The sequence below is a fragment of the Negativicutes bacterium genome, from assembly GCA_018052945.1.
Classification (GTDB): domain Bacteria; phylum Bacillota; class Negativicutes; order JAGPMH01; family JAGPMH01; genus JAGPMH01.
Window position 1 is genome coordinate 1 of record JAGPMH010000027.1, and the last position, 20,069, is coordinate 20,069.

The 20,069-nt window shown below is 36.5% G+C and carries 17 protein-coding genes; 11 read left to right on the forward strand and 6 right to left on the reverse strand.

What is annotated here, in order from left to right; all coding sequences use genetic code 11:
• Position 1 precedes the first annotated feature (1 nt).
• Both KBI38_05415 and KBI38_05420 read right to left on the reverse strand, forming a co-directional pair.
• Positions 2–271, reverse strand: coding sequence for a hypothetical protein (locus KBI38_05415; protein ID MBP8629499.1), 270 nt, complete (start codon positions 269–271; stop codon positions 2–4).
• Between the two features lie 58 nt (positions 272–329).
• Complete coding sequence (locus KBI38_05420) at positions 330–1,457, reverse strand: HD-GYP domain-containing protein (protein MBP8629500.1); 1,128 nt, start codon at positions 1,455–1,457, stop codon at positions 330–332.
• A gap of 320 nt (positions 1,458–1,777) precedes the next feature.
• Here KBI38_05420 and KBI38_05425 point away from each other — a divergent pair, with 320 nt between their 5' ends.
• The 7 genes from KBI38_05425 (at position 1,778) to hemL (ending at position 10,028) form a co-directional block, all read left to right on the forward strand.
• On the forward strand, positions 1,778–3,172 hold the full coding sequence (locus tag KBI38_05425) for an LCP family protein (GenBank protein MBP8629501.1): 1,395 nt from the start codon (positions 1,778–1,780) through the stop codon (positions 3,170–3,172).
• A gap of 126 nt (positions 3,173–3,298) precedes the next feature.
• Positions 3,299–3,943 (forward strand): bifunctional precorrin-2 dehydrogenase/sirohydrochlorin ferrochelatase, encoded by a 645-nt coding sequence (locus KBI38_05430; protein ID MBP8629502.1) that lies wholly within the window; start codon positions 3,299–3,301, stop codon positions 3,941–3,943.
• Positions 3,912–5,228 carry a glutamyl-tRNA reductase gene (locus tag KBI38_05435; protein MBP8629503.1) on the forward strand — a complete coding sequence of 439 codons (1,317 nt, stop codon included), beginning with the start codon at positions 3,912–3,914 and terminating at the stop codon, positions 5,226–5,228. The genes KBI38_05430 and KBI38_05435 overlap by 32 nt, the downstream gene beginning before the upstream one ends.
• Positions 5,191–6,117, forward strand: a complete 927-nt coding sequence (gene hemC, locus KBI38_05440; GenBank protein MBP8629504.1) for a hydroxymethylbilane synthase — start codon at positions 5,191–5,193, stop codon at positions 6,115–6,117. Before KBI38_05435 ends, hemC begins: the two co-directional genes overlap by 38 nt.
• 65 nt (positions 6,118–6,182) lie before the next feature.
• Positions 6,183–7,694 (forward strand): uroporphyrinogen-III C-methyltransferase, encoded by a 1,512-nt coding sequence (gene cobA, locus KBI38_05445; protein MBP8629505.1) that lies wholly within the window; start codon positions 6,183–6,185, stop codon positions 7,692–7,694.
• 20 nt (positions 7,695–7,714) lie between these two features.
• Positions 7,715–8,683: a porphobilinogen synthase gene (gene hemB, locus KBI38_05450; GenBank protein ID MBP8629506.1), complete on the forward strand. Its 969-nt coding sequence runs from the start codon at positions 7,715–7,717 to the stop codon at positions 8,681–8,683.
• Positions 8,684–8,696: 13 nt separating this feature from the next.
• Entirely contained in the window at positions 8,697–10,028 is a 1,332-nt protein-coding gene (gene hemL, locus KBI38_05455) for a glutamate-1-semialdehyde 2,1-aminomutase (protein MBP8629507.1), read from the forward strand.
• Between the two features lie 14 nt (positions 10,029–10,042).
• On the opposite strand, the gene KBI38_05460 is transcribed toward hemL, so the two are convergent.
• Positions 10,043–10,678, reverse strand: coding sequence for a hypothetical protein (locus tag KBI38_05460; GenBank protein ID MBP8629508.1), 636 nt, complete (start codon positions 10,676–10,678; stop codon positions 10,043–10,045).
• A 146-nt stretch (positions 10,679–10,824) separates the two neighbouring features.
• Positions 10,825–12,948 carry a rod shape-determining protein gene (locus tag KBI38_05465; protein MBP8629509.1) on the reverse strand — a complete coding sequence of 708 codons (2,124 nt, stop codon included), beginning with the start codon at positions 12,946–12,948 and terminating at the stop codon, positions 10,825–10,827.
• A gap of 178 nt (positions 12,949–13,126) precedes the next feature.
• Between KBI38_05465 and KBI38_05470 the strand changes: the two genes are divergently transcribed.
• Genes KBI38_05470 through KBI38_05480 form a run of 3 tightly spaced genes read left to right on the forward strand, consistent with a single transcriptional unit; the run spans position 13,127 to position 16,222 of the window.
• Positions 13,127–13,966, forward strand: a complete 840-nt coding sequence (locus KBI38_05470; GenBank protein MBP8629510.1) for a DegV family protein — start codon at positions 13,127–13,129, stop codon at positions 13,964–13,966.
• Positions 13,967–13,980: 14 nt separating this feature from the next.
• Positions 13,981–15,588, forward strand: a complete 1,608-nt coding sequence (locus KBI38_05475; GenBank protein ID MBP8629511.1) for a DAK2 domain-containing protein — start codon at positions 13,981–13,983, stop codon at positions 15,586–15,588.
• A gap of 58 nt (positions 15,589–15,646) precedes the next feature.
• Positions 15,647–16,222, forward strand: a complete 576-nt coding sequence (locus tag KBI38_05480) for a cyclodeaminase/cyclohydrolase family protein (GenBank protein ID MBP8629512.1) — start codon at positions 15,647–15,649, stop codon at positions 16,220–16,222.
• A 41-nt stretch (positions 16,223–16,263) separates the two neighbouring features.
• Here KBI38_05480 and KBI38_05485 read toward each other — a convergent pair whose 3' ends face one another.
• Positions 16,264–18,438, reverse strand: a complete 2,175-nt coding sequence (locus KBI38_05485; protein ID MBP8629513.1) for an RNA-binding transcriptional accessory protein — start codon at positions 18,436–18,438, stop codon at positions 16,264–16,266.
• Positions 18,439–18,631: 193 nt separating this feature from the next.
• Here KBI38_05485 and KBI38_05490 point away from each other — a divergent pair, with 193 nt between their 5' ends.
• Positions 18,632–19,066 carry a transcriptional repressor gene (locus tag KBI38_05490; protein MBP8629514.1) on the forward strand — a complete coding sequence of 145 codons (435 nt, stop codon included), beginning with the start codon at positions 18,632–18,634 and terminating at the stop codon, positions 19,064–19,066.
• 13 nt (positions 19,067–19,079) lie between these two features.
• Here the strand turns inward: KBI38_05490 and dctA are convergent.
• Positions 19,080–20,069 (reverse strand): C4-dicarboxylate transporter DctA (gene dctA / locus KBI38_05495; protein MBP8629515.1); only part of this gene is annotated, 990 nt, incomplete at its 5' end.

Here is a 20,069-nt window from a genome sequence, read left to right on the forward strand (position 1 = left end):
TTTAGGTTGTTTCAACGGGGATAGCCCAGTTGGTATTATGAATGAAATTATTATAGATTTCTGATAAAGTCTTGAAGATAAATGATTTTTTAACATTATTTTTTTTATTTAGTTCGGAAAACTTGAACCAGTTTCCTTCTAATGAAATCTGATAAGTAGAATTATTTACGGTAAGAATAATCTTCCTCGTGGGTGAACTGTAAATCGCCTGTTCGATTAAGAGAACGGCTTTACCATCTAACGGTTGAGGGCATAAATTCTTATCTATCATAATAATACACTCCTTTGAGGATATTTTATCCGCTAAGTTATTTCATTATGAAGCCATATTAAGCGTTATGTTCTTTTACAAAATAATCGGACTTGCCAAAAAGTGATAAAGTTTCTTCTTCGGTTAAATTTCTTGTAATATAAATTGAGGCATATTCTTTTAAATCAATATATAAGTCTTCCTTTAAAAAGGTTTTATTTGGTTTAGCAATAACTTTTATTATAGGGGTAAAAGAGAGACCTTCAGGAATTTCTATAACCATTGCATAAAAATTATTATTTAATAAAACGAAAGAGCCCACCGGAAAAATCGCTAAATTTTCAAAAAATACTTCTAATAGCGAGGTGTCGAACTTATTTCCTGAATCAGCAAGCATTATTTCATAAGCTTGATGTGGCGTTCGTGCTTTTTGATATGGCCGATCAGTAGTAATAGCATCATATACATCCGCAATAGCTACGATACGAGCATACTCGTGGATTCGTGTTTGCTTTAAACCACGGGGATAACCGGTGCCATTGAAATTTTCATGATGTTGAAAGGCAACGTGCATCGGTACAACTGATAAGTGACTGGTTGCTCTTAATAAATCAAACCCATACTCTGAATGCTTCTTCATAACCAGCATTTCTTCGTCAGTTAAGCGATCTTTTTTATTTAAAATAGATAAAGGTATTTTAATTTTTCCAATATCATGAAGAATTGCCCCTAGGGCTAGTTCAGTTAAGCGTTTTGGACTATAATCACTAATTACACCCAACAAAGTGGCAATAGCGCAAACATTAACAGAATGCGAAAAGGTATATTCATCAAAGGACATAATATTTGTCAGCTGAATCATTCGCGATCTGCTTTGCATGATTTCGTCGATAATATCTTGAGTTACTTCACTAACGGCATCGACATCAAGTTTTTTCTTACATAAACATTTTTGGAACGTATTACTGATGCTTTTAATAGCTTTTAATCTTGTTTGCTCTCGCAAAATATCCTCTGGATAAATAATATTATTGTGAGGATCCTTGGTTGCGATATATATTGCTGAAAGACTCATGGTCTTTAGTCTTTCAATATAGCGCTCAGTTAATACAATATCTTTACTTAGCAAAAGATTGGCATCAGCATCATAAATGTTTTTAGCCACAATCATGCCCGGCTGTAAATTTGCAATAGATATTTTTTGCATGATGAGAATCCTCTCTAAAAATAGTAAGCCATTATAGCAATGAAGGTAATTTATTTATTAATAGGGGATTAATAAAACTTTATGCTTATATTATAACAAAAAAATAGTCAGTATACATAGTATATATTGCTTATTTTATTATTATAAAACTCAAATAAAATTAATAGTGATGATGCTTGAGAAAGGTTAATAAATATTGCGAAATAAAGGAAAATTTGATATACTGAACGGTGTTTGATATTATATAAAATTAAAATGCTTTCTTTATGTTAGTTAGACTAAGATTAAGGTTTGTGTTTACTTTAAAAGCAGGTGTATCAATGGGGCAATTACAAGATAGAGTAGTAAGACAGCGAAAATTGCGCAACAAAAGAATATTAGTAGGGATGATACTGTTGGTATTATTTACAGCAGTAGTAGTTGGAGCTTATTGTTGGTTTGACTCAAAGTTATCTAATACGAAACGCACTGATGGGATGATGGTGGCACAAGGAAAAATAAATATTATGGTGCTAGGCGTTGATCATCGACAAGATGATGTCGGACGTTCTGATACTTTATTTGTTGCTACTGTTGATACTAAAACCAAAAATGTATCGGTCTTATCAATTCCGCGCGATACCAGAGTTAAGATACCGGGGCATAGCTATGATAAAATTAATCATGCTTATGCGTTTGGTGGTAGAAAATTATCACAAGAAGTGGTAGAAGATCTATTAGGAATACCAATCGATTATTATGTCAAAATTGATACGAAAGCTTTTGAAAGAATTATCGATGCTATCGGTGGGATTGATATTAATGTTGATAAAAGAATGTATTATGAAGATCCCTATGATGATAATGGGGGCTTAGTAATTGATATTAGACCGGGCGAACAGCATATGGATGGTTCAAAAGCGATACAGTATGTGCGTTATCGTGATGAAGAAGGCGACATTGGCCGAATTGCCCGACAACAAAAGTTTTTGGCGGCAGTATTGACTAAAATTGCTAGTCCAAGTATTATTACCAAAATTCCAAGTATTATTCAAGAAGTTAATTCAGCAATTGATACTAATTTATCAATTAGTCAAATGATCAGCATTGCTGGAATGGTTAAAGAAGCCAATGAAAAAGGGTTAACTGCGGATATGGTTCCAGGGAAACCGGCTTATATTGATGATATTAGTTATTGGCTACCGGATGTAGTAGCGTTAAGACAACACTTAGCACAAAGTTTAGGTGTTAAAATTAATGAAAAAGCGGCTGTTATTATGAAAGAACAAGCGCGCGAATATGAGTCTTCAATACCGAAAGAGATGAAGGTTATTGACACTCCGCCTGATCCAAAACAAAAAACAAAAGAAGAAATAGAAGCTGATAAAAAGAAAGAGCTAGAGAAAAATAAAAAAACTACAGCGGCTAAAGATTCAAAGGACGTAGCGAAGGAGAAACAAGGACCGATTATGGTAGAGATTATTAATGCCAGTGGTTCTGATGGTGTTGGCAGTGAGGTTGCCGCCACTTTGAGAGGAATGGGCTTTACTGTTACCGGAGTTTCTAATTTAACCGCCGGTTATAAAAATACCGTTGTTATTAGTAACACGTCAGATGAAGCTGTTACCGGAAAATTCTCAGGCTTGCCGTTTAACTATTCTTTACAGATTAATAAAGATGATTCTACTACTCCACAAGCAACAGTGGTTATAGGTAAAGATTATTTAGGTAAATAAGTTATAAATGCTCCAGTTAAAAAACTGGAGCATTTTCAAAAAAATTTCAAAATATATAGAAAATATCTTGAAAAAGTTATATTATTAACTAGTATCAAGCCTCTGAGGACAAAGGGGTGGTTAAAAATGGTTTTTTATCCGATAAACCTTAATATTAAGGATAAAAAATGTGTTGTGATTGGTGGTGGTATTATTGCCACCCGTAAAATAAAATCGTTATTAGTAGCGCAGGCCCAGGTGCTTGTTATTAGCCCACAGGTCACAAGTATCATACAGACATTAATTGATAACCAAAAAATTAATTATATAGCGAGAGATTATCAAGCAGGCGATATTAAAGGTTGCTTTTTAGTTATTTGTGCGACAAATAACAAAGCAGTTAATAAAATGATTGCTGAAGAAGCAGAGAGCCTGGGTTTATTGTTTAATGTAATAGATGATAGTACTGACAGCAATTTTACTGTTCCGGCAGTTATCAGAAGAAATGATTTACTGTTAACTGTTTCCACCAATGGTAAGAGTCCGGCGGTTGCTAAACAAATAAAAGCAGAATTAAGTTTAATATATGGTGAAGAATACGGTTATTTTTTAAACTTGATAGCAAAATATCGTCAAGAACTGAAAACTAAGGTTAAAACCAGCAAGGAACGAGAATGTTTTTGGCGAGATAATCTTAATAAAGACATACTTACCTTATTGAAAGAAGGTAAGTTAGATGAGGCGGAGGCTAAGATAAAAGATGCAATTGGTAGTTTTGGGGCTAAATCATAAAACAGCACCAGTTGGAATTAGAGAGTGTTTCTCTTTTTCCGAAGAACAAGTTCGCATTGCGTTAAGACATATTAACAAAGCTGATGATATTCATGAAGGAGTTATTCTTTCAACCTGTAATCGTACGGAAATATATGCGGTAGTTGATGATCCGGAAGAGGCACTAGCAGTATTGCTAGACTTTTTTTCTGATTTATCTTCTGAGACTGATCAAGCAGAGGAATATTTTTTCTATCATTGTGGCGAAGCCTGTATTAAGCACCTGTTTCGTGTAGCGGCAAGTTTGGATTCACTGGTTATTGGTGAAGGACAAATTTTAAGCCAAGTAAAAAAAGCTTATGCGGTAGCAAAAGACATTGGTGCGACTAGTACAGTGCTTAATACTTTATTTCATCGAGCGATTGCTGTTGGTAAAAGAGTCCGCACTGAGACCAGAATTGCCTATAGTGCGGTTTCAGTAAGTTATGCTGCGGTAGAATTGGCGAAAAGTGTATTAGGTGATTTAACAAATATTAATGTATTGTTGCTTGGAGCCGGACAAATGGGTGAGTTGACGGCAAAGCATTTGGTGGATAGTGGTGTTGCCAATGTTTTTGTATCTAACCGAAAATATGAAAAAGCGGTGGCATTGGCGGAAAAAATTAATGGTAAACCGGTAATCTTTGAAAACTTTATGAAGTCAGCGCTTGAAACTGATATTGTAATAACTTCAACTGGTGCCCCACATTATATTGTTAATGCGTGGGATACTGCTAGTTTGATGAAAAAGCGTAAAGGCAAGTCGATTATTTTTATTGATATTGCCGTGCCACGCGATGTTGAGCCGGAGGTTGCGGGAATTAGTGGTGTTACCTTATATAATATTGATGACTTAGAAACAGTTGTTGATAGTAATATTAAAGTTCGGGAACAAGAAGCAAAAGCGGCGACGAAAATAGTTAATGAAGAAGTAGAAGATTTAGTTAATAAATTTAAATATTTATCGTTTAGACCAATTATGGCCTTATTAACCGATAAAGCAGAACGAATCAGACAGCGTGAAATGAAACGTGCTCTTACCAAATTACCGGATTTACCAGCGGAGCAGAAAAAGATCATGGAAAGTATGTCTAAAATGATTATTAGAAAAATATTGCGTGATCCGATGGTTAGGATTAATGGTGCTGCCGGCACCGGTAATGAGCAATATTATATGGATGCGATTGCTGATTTATTTAAGTTAGAGACTATAGGGGAGACAAGAAACAGTGAAAGAAAAAATAATTATCGGTACGCGCAGCAGTAAGCTGGCGTTATGGCAGGCTCATCATATTGCGGATTGCTTACGCAATCAGTATCAAGGTTTAATTGTAGAAATAAAACATATTATGACTACCGGTGATAAAATTTTAGATGTTCCATTAGCTAAAATTGGCGGGAAAGGTCTATTCACCAAGGAATTGGAAGTAGCGATGTTATCGGGAGAAATTGATTTAGCGGTACATAGTCTGAAAGATATGCCGACCGTATTACCGGAAGGTTTAATATTAGCGGCAATTACTAAGCGCGTTGATCCCGGAGATGCGTTGGTAGCACCAACATATAAAACTTTAGATGATTTACCACATGGTGCTAAAATAGGTACCTCCAGCTTGCGCCGTAAAGCGCAGCTATTAAGTTATCGTCCGGATTTACAAATCAGTGATTTACGCGGGAATGTTGATACTCGCTTAAATAAATTAATTAGTGAAAATTTAGACGGGATTGTATTAGCGGCAGCCGGCTTGAAAAGATTGGGCTGGGAAGAAAAAATAACGCAAATTATTCCACAACAAATCTGTTTACCAGCAGTGGGACAAGGGGCTTTAGCGATTGAAACCAGAGCTGATGATACTGTTATGCATGAACTGCTAGCCTTTCTAAATAATACTGATAGTTTTTATGCTACTACCGGCGAACGAGCTTTTTTACGAACAGTAGAAGGTGGTTGCCAAGTACCAGTGGGTGTCTATGGGACTGTTGAAAATGATTTATTGGAATTAGAGGCTGTTATTGCTACGGTTGATGGCAAAACAATTATTAGAGATAAAATAAAAGGTGAGACCAAAACAGCAGAGTTTTTAGGGGAAGAACTAGCAAGAAAAATGCTAGCGGCCGGCGGCTTAAAAATTATGACTGACTTAGGTTGTATGTAATAACGACGCATTAAAAATCTAATCTGGTATTAGATCATTAATGCGTTTATATTTAGGAGGATATTATGGGAATTGTTTATTTAGTTGGAGCAGGTCCGGGAGACTATCGTTTAATCAGTGTTAAGGCTTGCGATTGTATAAAAGAAGCGGATACTATTGTGTATGATAGATTGGCCGATGATCGTCTGCTAAGTTATGCTAAGAAAAATGTTGAGTTAATATATGTTGGGAAAGCTTCTAGTAATCATACAATGAAGCAAGAAGATATAAATCAGTTATTGGTTGATAAAGCCAAAGAAGGTAAGGTTGTTGTAAGATTAAAAGGCGGAGACCCGTTTGTTTTTGGTCGTGGTGGCGAAGAAGCTCTTTTATTGGTAGAAAACAAAATTCCGTTTGAAATTGTTCCGGGCATAACTTCGGCTATTTCCGTACCGGCCTATGCTGGAATTCCGGTTACGCATCGAGGCGTAGCGACATCGTTTGCCGTTATAACCGGACATGAAGATCCTACCAAAGCTAAGTCCAACATGAAGTGGGATAAATTAGCGACCGGTGTTGATACCTTAGTATTCTTAATGGGGGTAGAAAATCTACCGCATATTACCAGCAAATTAATTGAAAATGGTCGTAGTGCGGAAACTCCGGCGGCTGTTATCAGATGGGGTACTAAACTAGAGCAAGAAGTATTAGTAACTACGGTAGGGGAAGCGGCGACAGCTGTAGCAACTAAAAAAATGAAACCGCCGGCTATTTTTATCGTAGGTGATGTTGTTAACTTAAGAGAACACTTAGCATGGTTTGACAATAAACCGCTGTTTGGTAAAACTGTATTGGTGACCAGAGCTAGAGAACAAGCTAGTGCGTTGACTTTTAAATTAGAAAATTTAGGTGCAAAATGTATTGAAGCTCCGGTAATAAAAATTACCGATCCTGATTCCTATGCTGAACTAGACAATGCTATTAATCAAATTGCTGATTATCAGTGGTTAATTTTCACCAGTGCGAATGGTGTAGAATACTTCTTTAATAGATTGCAGGAGCAAGGTAAAGATAGCCGAGTTATTAATGCGAAAGTTGTGGCAATTGGTGTTGCGACAGCTCAAGCCTTAAGAAATCAAGGGATTATTGCTGATATTGTACCAGTGGAATTTGTGGCGGAAGGAATTGTTGAAGCTATTAAAGCTATGGTTCAAACCGGTGATAAGGTCTTGATACCACGAGCTAAAGTTGCACGGGAAGTTTTACCGCAAAAACTTAGAGAATTAGGAGCGATAGTTGATGTAGCGACTGCTTATCAAACAGTAATTGGTGATGCTGATAAAGCTGATATTATTGCTAAAATAGAGAATCAGGAAATTGACTTGATTACTTTTACCAGTTCCTCGACAGTAACTAATTTAATAGAGATGTTAGGACCTGAGGCGAAAAAATTGATCAATAGTTGTAAAACCGCTTGCATTGGTCCAATTACGGCCAAGACTTGTAGCGATAATGACATTGCAACTAATGATATAGCAACAGACTATACTATTGAGGGCTTAACTGAAATTGTTTTGAAGATACTGGAGAAAAAATAAGAAATTTCGGAGGTAAGAAAATGTTATTACGACCAAGACGCATGAGAAGTTCTGAGGGAATACGTAGTTTGGTTCGAGAAACAATAATTACACCTGATGATTTTGTCTATCCGTTATTTATTGTTCCCGGAAAAAATATTAAAAAAGAAATAACGAGCTTGCCAGAGTGCTATCACTTATCGGTAGATCAAGCAGTTGAAACGGCTAAAGAAGCTTATTCGCTGGGTATTACAGCGGTAGAAGTGTTTGGTTTGCCGGAATATAAAGATGAACAAGGTTCAAGTGCCTGGGCTATGAGTAGTCCGGTACAACAGGCGATAATGGCGATAAAAAAAGCTCTACCAGCACTAACTGTGGTTAGCGATGTTTGCTTGTGTCAATATACTAGTCATGGGCATTGTGGCTTGATTAAAGATAATTATGTCACTAATGATGAAACTTTACCATTATTGGCAAAGGTGGCTGTTAGTCAAGCGGAGGCGGGAGCGGATATTGTAGCACCTTCTGACATGATGGATGGTAGAGTTTTAGCAATTCGCCAAGCCTTAGATGATAAGGGCTATGATAATGTTTCGATAATGTCTTATACTGTAAAATATGCGTCAGCTTATTACGGTCCGTTTCGTGAAGCTGTTAATTCTGCACCGAAATTTGGTGATCGTCGTTCTTATCAAATGGATCCAGCGAATGTACGTGAAGCTTTTAAAGAAGTGGACTTAGATACCATAGAAGGTGCCGATATTATAATGGTTAAGCCGGCATTATCTTATTTGGATGTTATCACTAAAGTCAAAGAATATACTAATTTACCGGTAGCAGCTTACAATGTCAGTGGCGAATATGCCATGATTAAAGCGGCAGCTCAACAAGGCTGGATTGATGGCGATAGAGTGATGATGGAAACGTTACTAAGTATGAAACGAGCAGGAGCTGATATCATCATAACTTATCATGCTTTAGAAGCCGCCAAGTTATTAGCAAAGTTATAGTGAGGAGATTACAATGAATTTAGATTTAACAAAATCACAAGAAGCTTTTGCTGAAGCAAAACAATATATCCCGGGCGGTGTTAACAGTCCGGTTCGATCATTTCGCAATGTAGGGATAACACCACCCTTTATCGCTAAAGCTAAAGGCAGTAAAATATATGATATTGATGGTAATGAATATATAGACTATGTATTGTCTTGGGGGCCGATGATTGTTGGTCATGCGCATGACAATGTTGTGACTGCCTTACAACAAGCAGCGCAAAACGGTACTAGTTATGGTGCACCGACTTTATTAGAGACGGAATTGGCTAAACAAATTACCGAATTAATGCCGTCGATGGAATTAATCAGGATGGTTAACTCCGGCACAGAAGCAACGATGAGTGCCTTGCGCTTAGCTAGAGCATATACTAATCGTAATAAAATCATAAAATTTGAAGGATGCTATCATGGTCATCATGACAGTTTATTAGTAAAAGCGGGATCAGGGGCAACTACTTTTGGAATGCCGGACAGTCCCGGAGTACCGACTAGCATTGCAGAAAATACCATTACTGTGCCATACAATAATATTGAGATCATAACAGAAGTATTGGCTAAGCACAGTGCTGATATTGCGGCAGTAATTATTGAACCAGTTGCCGGTAATATGGGGTTAGTACTACCGAAACAAGGATATTTACGGAAGTTGCGAGAAATTACAGCAGAACATGGCGTATTATTAATTTTCGATGAAGTTATGTGCGGATTCAGAGTAGCATTAGGTGGCGCACAAGCGGCCTATGGTATTAGTCCTGATTTAACTTGTTTAGGCAAAGTAATTGGTGGTGGTCTACCGGTAGGGGCCTATGGCGGAAAGCGTGAAATTATGGAAATGATTTCACCGGCTGGTGCTGTCTATCAAGCCGGTACACTAAGCGGGAATCCCTTAGCTATGACAGCAGGGCTGGCGACGTTTAAAATATTAACGGAAATTCCGGAAAATATTAAACAACCTGATTATAGCCGTCAATTGACAATCAAGACTAAAAAATTGGTGATGGGGATGCAACAAATGGCAAAAGAAGCTGGGTTAAATTTGCAATTTAATCAAGCTGGTTCGATGTTTGGGTTGTTCTTCACAGCAGAAGAAGTCTATGATTATGATAGTGCTAAAACTGCAGATTTAACTGCTTTTAATATTTACTTTACCAGTATGTTAGAGCAGGGAATTTATTTAGCACCATCACAATTTGAAGCAGCTTTTATGTCAGGTGCTCATAGTGATGAAGATATTGATAAGACTATCTTAGCTAGCAAAATTGCGTTTAAAAAAGTAGCACAATATTATAACAGTAAATAAAACAACAAGACCAACTATTTTGTCATAGTTGGTCTTGTTGTTTTATTAAGCAATAGATTTTTTTGTTCCATCGTCGTGGCTAGTTTAATTTTATCAAGAACAGTTAAATTCATAATCGTTAAAATTTGCATTAAGCAGCTGTTAAGATGATTGGAATTTTTAATGACAAAATCAGCATCTTTCCATTCATCAGGATCATTACTTTTGTAATAATAGTCAATTCTACTTTCAGCAAACTCTAATGTTTCATCTCGTTTCATAATTCGATCAATAATTTGCTGACGGGTGGACATAACATAAATTGAAACAACTCTGTGTTTAAACAAGTTCTTCATTTTTATTAAACCTTTTTTATTCATTACCAACACCACTGGTTTGCCGGTTTTTAATTTGCTAGTCAAGATTGGTTGACTGATGCCGAAAAAATTTCCATCATAGACAATCCGCTCAAACAGTTCATGGTGATAAAAGTTAGTTTTGTCAGTAAAAAAGTAATCAATACCATCTCTTTCGTAGGGACGACTTAATCTGGTAGTATGGCTGACAACTCTTTCGACGCCGAATTTATACAATAAGTTAGCAAGGGTTTTTTTCCCTGAGGCTGGTGGTCCGTATAAAACATATATTTTGCTTAAAGGTTTAAGTTTCAATAGCTATAACACCTCGCTAGTATAATTATTAGAAAATAATGGATGGTAGAATAGTCCTACTACAATTATATAGGGGTCAGATAAAATAATAAAGGGCTTTAAATAAAAAAACTGGCAGAGCTTTAACTAAAGGCTCTGCCAGTTTTTTATGGAGTTACAATAACATCAATTTTATCGCCAGGTTTTACAACGCTGGTATATTCAGCCGGTAATGAATTTAGTAAAATTTCAATCCTTGAAGCTTGAGCCGGCGGTTGATAATTGGTTGCCAACAAAACATCGCTGATTAAAATTGTTTGGACAATACCGGTTTCGTAAGTAACAACATCATTGTCAGCAATACTGCAATCACCGGTAGCTACTTCGTTGTTAACCGTAATAATGGTTTCACCTTGTCCGATATTAAATGGTTTATTATTGAAGTAAATATTTATACCGGTATTGATGGTATCAAGATTAACGATATCCTTAACAGTAGGTGCTGGCGGTAAGTTAATAATGATATAGTCATTTTCATTGATAATAGTCGATAATGAAGCAATATTATTATTAACTAATAATTCAGGATATAGTGTATGGCGTTTTTCTTCACCATTTACCATAACAGTAAACTCTTGTTTGGTAGGGTTAAAACCGGCACTAACGAGAATTTCACCAAGTTGATTCGGCATTCTGAAATATAATTCATCGCGATCTTTTAAAGCTTTATTATCAGTAGTTACAATATCATTGATTTTGACAATAGGTTTAATAATATATTCGGTATTATTGATATAGATTTTGTAGCTGTTTTTTAATTCTACAAAATCAGATACTTTAACTTTAGGGCTAGCACCATCAACGCCAGGGATTGCCACTATCACATCGTTATTTGATAATTCGGTGGTCAAATCTGCTTTTTCACCATTTAGCGTTAATTGAGCTGGTGTACCCATACTGCCGGAGAGAAATTTGGTTGTACCATTAATTTTTAGTGTGATTCCTAAACCTGGTTTGCCTTGCATAGTACGAATCGAAATACCGCTGGCTAACAGGGCGTCAGTTATCGTTAATTTACTCAAATTAAATAATTTAATGTTTTTATTATTAACACTAATATTAATAAAATTTAAATTTTGTGATGAGGCTATTTTTAAAATTCCTAGTGGCGTCACTGCATCTGAGGTTTGTAAGTCTGGTGGGATACTTTCAATACCACTAATCGCTTCAGCCGTTCTCACAGCGATGCGATTAGGAGCAACATCTAGTGCTTGAGCTAAGGCTTCTGGTAATAATGGTGTCAAGGCTCCACCACCGACTAATAACACTGCTTGCGGAGCAGTAGAATTATTTAACGACAAAATTTGTTTAGCGATAGCTTGGGCAAGATCAGCGACTACCGTGATAACAGAATCAATTATTTCTGTTGGTGCTAGTTTATGTTCTAACCCCAAAATATCAGTGAAACTTAATTTTTTTTGCTTACTGTTTAAAATTTTGCGTTTTAAAACTTCGGCGACATTGAAATCTAATAGAAATTTTTGCGAGATTGCTTCGGTAATTTCATCACCGGCATATGGTACCATGCCGTAGCCGATGATTGTTCCGTTATTAGTGATTGCAACATCAGAGGTTCCGGCACCAATATCAACTAACGCTAAGTTAAGATGACGCATTGTTTGAGGAATTAGAACATTAATTGCTGCGATTGGCTCTAATGTTATGGCTGACATTTCTAGACCAATGGAGTCAAGAGCCGCTTGCATAGAGTCAATAACTTGGCGTGGTAAAAACGTGGCAATTACTTCGATTTGTGCCAATTTACCACGTTGACCAATCAAGGTTTTGAGTTGAATGCCGTCTAAGGTATATTTGATAGTACTAAAACCAACACAATAATAAAGAGTTGGATCATCAATAGTATTAGAATTAGCTAATTTATGTTGAGCATTTTGAATTGCAGCAAATTCTAAAGACAATTCATCATCGCGGGTTATTATCTCAGCTACTTCAAGGCTGGCTTCAGCATTAATAGTATAAAGTGCTCGGCCGGCCGCTGCTACGGCTACTTTAGTTAAAGGACCGGCTTTTTTTTCTAGTTCATTTTTCACATGACCTAATACGGCTGCAACCTCAGGCACGTCATGAATTTGCCCATCAAGCATAGCTCTGGTATGATGCTCTTTTCGTTCAGCGGATATTATTTTGATATTGTTGCCAATTTGTTCGCCAACAATGCCCACCACACTACGAGTGCCGATATCAAGTGAAAATAATAAGTTTTTTTCCATAATAACTCCTTCACTACATATAAAACGCTTTAAATATTTTTAACTTCGCTATAATAATAAAAAAATCCTTTGATTTTTTAGCAAATATATAGGAATATATTATTTTATTATAAATATACTATATTTAATGTTGAAAATTTAGTACAATAAATGTATATGTTCAGTTTTGGAGGTAATTGTGAGTAATATACATATTGTAATTGATAGTACGGCTCATGCAGGTAGCGAGTTTATTAGCCAACATGAAAATTTGCATGTTGTTCCTTTAAAATTATTTTTAGGCGATAAAGAATATAATGAAAATGAAATAACTAATGAAGAATTATTTACTAAAGTAAAAGAAACTAAAGTTTTCCCGAAAACATCACAGCCACCATTAGGTGAGTTTGTGAATTTATTTACCGAACTTACGGCAGCAGGCAATAAAATTATTGTTATTACAGTAGCGGCGGGCTTAAGCGGTACGATTCAAGGAGCGACTAATGCTGCTAATATGGTCAATAAAAAAGATATTAAAGTTATTGATTCCGGAACAACGGCGGTTGGAATTTTGCGTTTAGCCGAAAAAGCCGTTGATATGGTTGAGCGTGGTTTAGAATTTGAGGAAATAATAGAAAAGCTAGAGCAATGTGCGAAGGCGACTAAAACGGTGGTAATAACAAATACTTTGGAGTATTTACATAAAGGTGGACGAATTGGCGGAGCATCAGCGTTATTCGGCACGATAATGCAAATAAAACCGATAATGAAATTATCTGAAGGGAAAGTTACTGTGATTGACAAGGTTAGAACTCGCAGTAAGTCCATCAACAGAATAGTAGAAGAATTATCACAGCATAAAGGCTTTGATCATATTGGTATTGCACATATTACAGCGTATGATGAAGCCTTGGCCCTCCAGGAAAAATTACAAGAAATTTATCCTAATACTAAGATTACTGTAACTACTGGTGGTGCAGTATTGGCATCTCATTTGGGACCTGGTGTGCTAGCGTTGATATATCAGGAGGAGATATAATGGGTGATGACAATATGAATAATGGTAAGGAAGTTATTACAGGTTCTGATTATCGTCAAATGATAAATGGAGCATATAATGCTTTTTTACAGGAATACGAAAATATTAATAGGCTAAATGTTTTTCCGGTGCCGGATGGTGATACCGGTACTAATATGCTACAAACTTTAAAAGCCGTAACCAGAGCTGTTTCACAAGCTCCGGAAACCAGTATTGGTTCTCTTAGTAAGAGAGCAGCTGATAGTGCTATTATGGGAGCGCGAGGAAATTCTGGCGTAATTTTATCACAAATATTTCGTGGTCTTGGTCGAGGCTTAGCCGGAAAAGAAGTTGCTGGTTCCTCTGAATTAGGGAAGGCTTTTCAATATGCGGTATTATATGCCTATCGTTCAGTTTCAAAACCAGTTGAGGGCACAATTTTAACAGTAGCCAAAGGCATTGCCAAGGGTGCACACCGTGCGGTTCGGAGTGATTTACCAATTAATGAAATCCTACAAGCGGCGATTAAAGCTGGTAATGAAGAATTAGCGAAAACGCCGGAGTTATTGCCAAGTCTTAAGGCTGCTGGAGTTGTTGATGCCGGTGGTAGGGGCTTAATCGTATTTTTAGAAGGGTGTTTGCAAGGGTTAGATGGTGAGTTTACGGCCCCAGAAACCGCGATTGATTTAAAATTGGAACCGGTATTAGCAACTACCGATTTTGAAATTGCTCGGCCGTACTGTACGGAGTTTATTGTGAAAAATACAAAGGTTCCGGTGAAAGAAGTCAGAAAAACCTTAGAAAATATGGGTGATTCAATGGTGGTAGCAGGGACTGATGATGTCTTAAAAGTCCATATTCATACCGATCATCCTGGTAGTGTTTTGGAATTGGCTATTTCCTGGGGGACTTTACATGATATCAAAATTGATAATATGGCAGATCAACATCATGAAAAGATGTCAGCACACCTTAATAAAGATTTAAAGAAAATCGCAATAATCAGTGTTTCAGCTGGTGATGGTATCGGCAAAATGATGGAAGAACTTGGGGCGGATATAACAATTGCCGGTGGGCAGAGTATGAATCCGGCAGTAGAGCAATTTATTGATGCGATTCATGGGGATATTGCGGAAAAATACATAATTTTACCAAACAATAGCAATATTGTATTATCAGCCGCTCAAGTTAAAAAATTGGTTGGCGATAAGGTTGAAGTAATTCCGACGGTTAATACGCCACAAGGCATGGCAGCTTTGATGGTTTTTAATCCTGAACTTGATATTGAAACTAATGTTAATAATATGACTGAAAATATGAAAAATGTTAAATCAGCAGCTATTACTACTGCTGTGCGCGATAGTATTGTAGACGGTGAAGTTGTTAAAGAAGGCAAGCATATTGGGGTTGTTGGTAATAAAGTTTTAGTATATGGTGATGAGTTAGGCAATGTTTTAAATGACACTGTTAAAACATTATTAAATGAAGAGACGGAAATTGTCAGCTTATATTATGGTAATAATTTGACAGCTGATGAAGCGCAAGAATATGCTGATAAATTAAGATTGGAATTATCTGAGGTAGAAGTTGAAATCTATGAAGGTCAGCAACCACATTATTATTTTCTGATTAGTGTAGAATAAAAGAGGTTGAATAGGGTTGTTATAGCAACCCTATTTTCTTTGAGTAAAAGGAGTAAAAATGTTAATTGATTTAAGCATAAAAGAATTTTTCAAAAAGATGTCCTCGAAAGATGTGCCAGGTGGTGGCAGTGGAGCAGCCTTGGTAGGTACAACCGGAGTTAGTTTACTGTTAATGGCGGCTGAGATGGGGCAACAAGAAGGTTATAATTTAAAGCAGTATATTGAAGATTTACAGAAGCTACAACAATCATTGCTACAATACATTGATGAAGATGCGAAAGTATTAAGTAATGCTTTACCGAAGTTAACTGCGGTCGGTGCGGACGGCAATAAAGATGATTGGAACAGTGTTCTAGCAGAAGCTGTCGCAGTGCCAATTAATATTGCTACTGCCGGCGTAAAAGCGTTGAAAATTGCGCAAGAAATGCTGAATAACGCGCCTCATATTTTGATTTGTGATATGACGTTTGCCGCTATTGCTTGTCATAGTAGTATTCAAGGTGCAATATTATTAGCGAATCTAAATATTTCACTGTTTCGTGATAATCAAGAGTTAACTGATCAATATAACCAACAAATTATTATGCTCAATGATGAGGCTAATATGTTAATTCAAGCAATAAATAGACAATAAAAAACAAGTGCAGAATTTATTTATAATCTGCACTTGTTTTTTTATTCTGTTGGTACTTGTTTTAAGCTAAGGCCGATTCGGTTGCGTTCAGGTTCAACATTGATGATCATAACATCAATAACATCGCCAACTGATACTATATCTAAGGGATGCTTAAAATATTTATGACTTAGTTCAGACCGGTGAATCAGACCGTTGGTTTTGATACCGATATCAACGAAAACACCAAAATCGGTGACATTGTGAACTGTGCCTTTTAACACCGTTCCAACAACAATGTCAGATAACTTCACAATGTTTTTTCTCGTTAGTGGGGCTGGTAAATCCTCACGCGGGTCGCGTCCAGGTTTTGTTAATGCCTCTAAAATATCGCGAATTGTTGGGATACCGGCTGTTAATTCTTCCGCTAAAGCTTCAATATTGGCGGTTTGGATTACCTCTTTTAAGGCTACTAACTTCTCTTTTGTTTTTAGATCCTTGATGTCAAAGCCGAACTTAGCTAAAATTTGTTCGGTTAAAGGATATGATTCCGGATGGACAGGTGTGTTATCAAGAGGGTAATCACTTTGCGCCAATCTTAAAAAGCCGGCACATTGTGTAAAGGCTGCTTGCCCTAGTCGTGGAACTTTTAATAATTGTTTGCGATTTTTAAAGGTACCATTTTCATCACGAAAAGATATAATGTTTTTGGCAACAGTGGCATTAACTCCAGCGACATGGCGTAACAATTCACTGGAGGCAGTATTTAATTCTACCCCAACATGATTTACCGCTGATTCAATAACGGTATCTAAAGTGGCTGAGAGCTCTTTTTGATTAACATCATGTTGATATTGTCCCACGCCAATTGATTTAGGATCAATTTTAACCAATTCTGCTAACGGATCTTGTACGCGACGAGCAATGGAAATAGCTCCTCTAATCGTAACATCATAGTCCGGTAATTCTGCTACGGCTAATTTTGAAGCGGAGTAGACCGATGCTCCGGCTTCATTGGTAATTAGATAATGAACATCTAAATTATTATCACTGATAAGTTTAGCGGTGAACTCTTCGGTTTCATAAGAAGCTGTGCCATTACCGATAGAAATTAGACCGACGTTGTGTTTTTTTATTAAAGACAACATTTTTTCGGCGGATTTTATTTTTTCACCCTCGCTGGCAGTCAGATATAAAACACCGTGATCTAAGACTGCACCGGTAGGACTGATAATCGCAACCTTACAACCGGTACGATAGCCGGGATCTAGACCCATAACATTATAGCCGGCTAGTGGCGCTTGCAGTAGCAATTGCTTTAAGTTTAAACCAAAAACTTTAATCGCTTGTTGCTCGGCATTTTCTGTTAATTGAGTGCGAATTTCCCGCTCTAGCGATGGTAATAATAATCGCTTATAGCCATCGGTTAAAGCAGTGATAATAGTTTGACTAAAGTTAGAGGTAGTTTTAATAATTTGCTGACCAATTAAGGCAATATTATTATCATGGTCAGTTAATAACTTAACTTTCAAAATATCTTTTTTTTCACCACGGTTAATTGCCAAAATTCGGTGTGAGGGCAAGGTGTTAACTGCTTCGCTATATTCAGCATACATTAAAAAAGGCTTGATAAGCTCAGGATCTTCTGAATTTAATTCGGTTGCAATTTGTCCTTTTTGCCATAATTGACGGCGAATTAGTGCTCTAATTTGTGCTTGTTCACAGACCGTCTCAGCAATAATATCCATCGCACCGTTGATAGCATCTTCGAGACTGTTAACTTCAAGGTCGGCATTAATAAAGTCAGTAGCGATAGCTTCTAAATTATTGGCATTATCTTGAGCTAATATTAATTCGGCTAGTGGCTCTAACCCTTTTTCTTTAGCAATGGAGGCTCTAGTTCTTTTTTTCGGACGGAAGGGTAGATAAATATCTTCTAATTCTTGCAGTTTAATACTTTTTTCGATAGCACTAGTTAGTTCAGGGGTAAGTTTACCTTGCTCTTCGATACTAGCTAAAATTTCTTCTTGACGTTTTACTAAATTTCGTAAATACTGTGTTCTTTCTTCGATATGTCGAATGTGTTCTTCGGTTAACTCGCCCGTTACTTCTTTACGATAACGTGAAATAAACGGGATAGTATTACCGCTATCTAATAAGTCAATAGTAGCGTTGACTTGTTGCTCTTTAATCTTTAACTCTTGGGCTATTAAACGTGAAATATCGTTTAAAACCATCTCATCACCAACCTTTAATATTTTAGGCTATTATATCATAAAAAATAAGTTTAAAAAATCAAGCTACAAAAGTCGTCAATAGTTGACATGAATTATAAAATTTAATATTATGGTACTAATAGATAATATTTATCCACTACCAATATTTTACTGATTTTTGCAAGATAGTGGCATTTCTGAAAGCGGGGACAATATGGAAAAGAAGTATGTAACAAAATTGTTACGGCAACAAGGCTTTAAGGTGACGCCTCAAAGAATTGCTGTATATTCAGTACTGGCAAATTCGAAGGAGCATCCTAATGCTGAAATGATTTATAACCAATTAAAGCCGATGTATCCTACCATGAGTTTGGCGACAGTATATAAAACGGTAGAGATTCTTCGTCAAATTGGTTTGGTACAATTTTTAAATGCCGGGGAAGATAGCTTCCGTTATGATGCCAGAGTCGATGCTCATTCCCATGTGCAATGTACAGAGTGCAAAAGAGTGGATGATATTGAAATTGAAGAGACTTCATTACTTAAAAATATAGATGCTAGCACGGAATATAAATTGACAAAACATCAGTTTTATTTTTATGGTATTTGTCCCGGTTGTCAACAAACTCAACTTAATAAATGTGTATAAAAAATGCGACAATTTAATTATTGTCGCATTTTTCTGTGGCTAAGTCTTCTTCGTCAGCATTTAATTCTGCATTTAGCTTATCATAATTTAATTCATTTTCCCATTTTGAAATTGCCAGTGTTGCTACGCCGTTACCAATTAAATTAGTTAAAGCCCTGGCTTCTGACATAAAGCGGTCAATTCCCAAAATTAATGCCAGTCCGGCAACAGGGATTGTTGGTACAACTGATAAAGTTGCGGCTAAGGTGACAAAGCCACTGCCGGTAACACCGGAAGCACCCTTAGAAGTTAGCATTAACACTGCTAAAATTGTTAATTGTTGCAATAATGTTAAATCGGTATTAGTGGCTTGGGCGACAAACAACGCCGCCATTGTAAGATAGATAGAGGTTCCATCTAAATTAAAGGAATAGCCGGTGGGGATTACCAAGCCTACGACGGACTTAGAACAGCCTAAATCTTCAAGCTTGTGCATAATTCGCGGTAAAACGCTTTCAGAGGAGGAAGTACCAAGTACTATTAGTAGTTCGTCTTTAATATAAGTAATGAAATCTAAAATATTAAAGCCGATATATTTAGATATTGCCCCTAAAACTACAAAAATGAACAGTAAACAGGTTAAATAAAATGTGCCCATTAGTTCAGCTAAAGGACCTAATGATTTTAAACCATAATTACCAATGGTAAAAGCCATTGCCCCAAAAGCACCCAGTGGTGCAAAGCGCATAATAATATTGATTATTTTGAAAAATACCTGTGAGATGTCTTCAATAATAGTTAGCAATTTTTTGCCTTGAGGTCCTAGTGCCGATAAAGCAAAGCCAAATAATACTGAGAAAAATAATACTTGTAAGATATCGCCTTTGGCAAAAGCATCAACGACCGTAGAGGGAATTATATTTAACAAAAAATCCGCAAACCCATGATTGCTAGAAGCAGCTTTGGTATAATTGGCTACGGAAGCTGGATCTAAGGAGCTAACATCAACATTCATATTGGAACC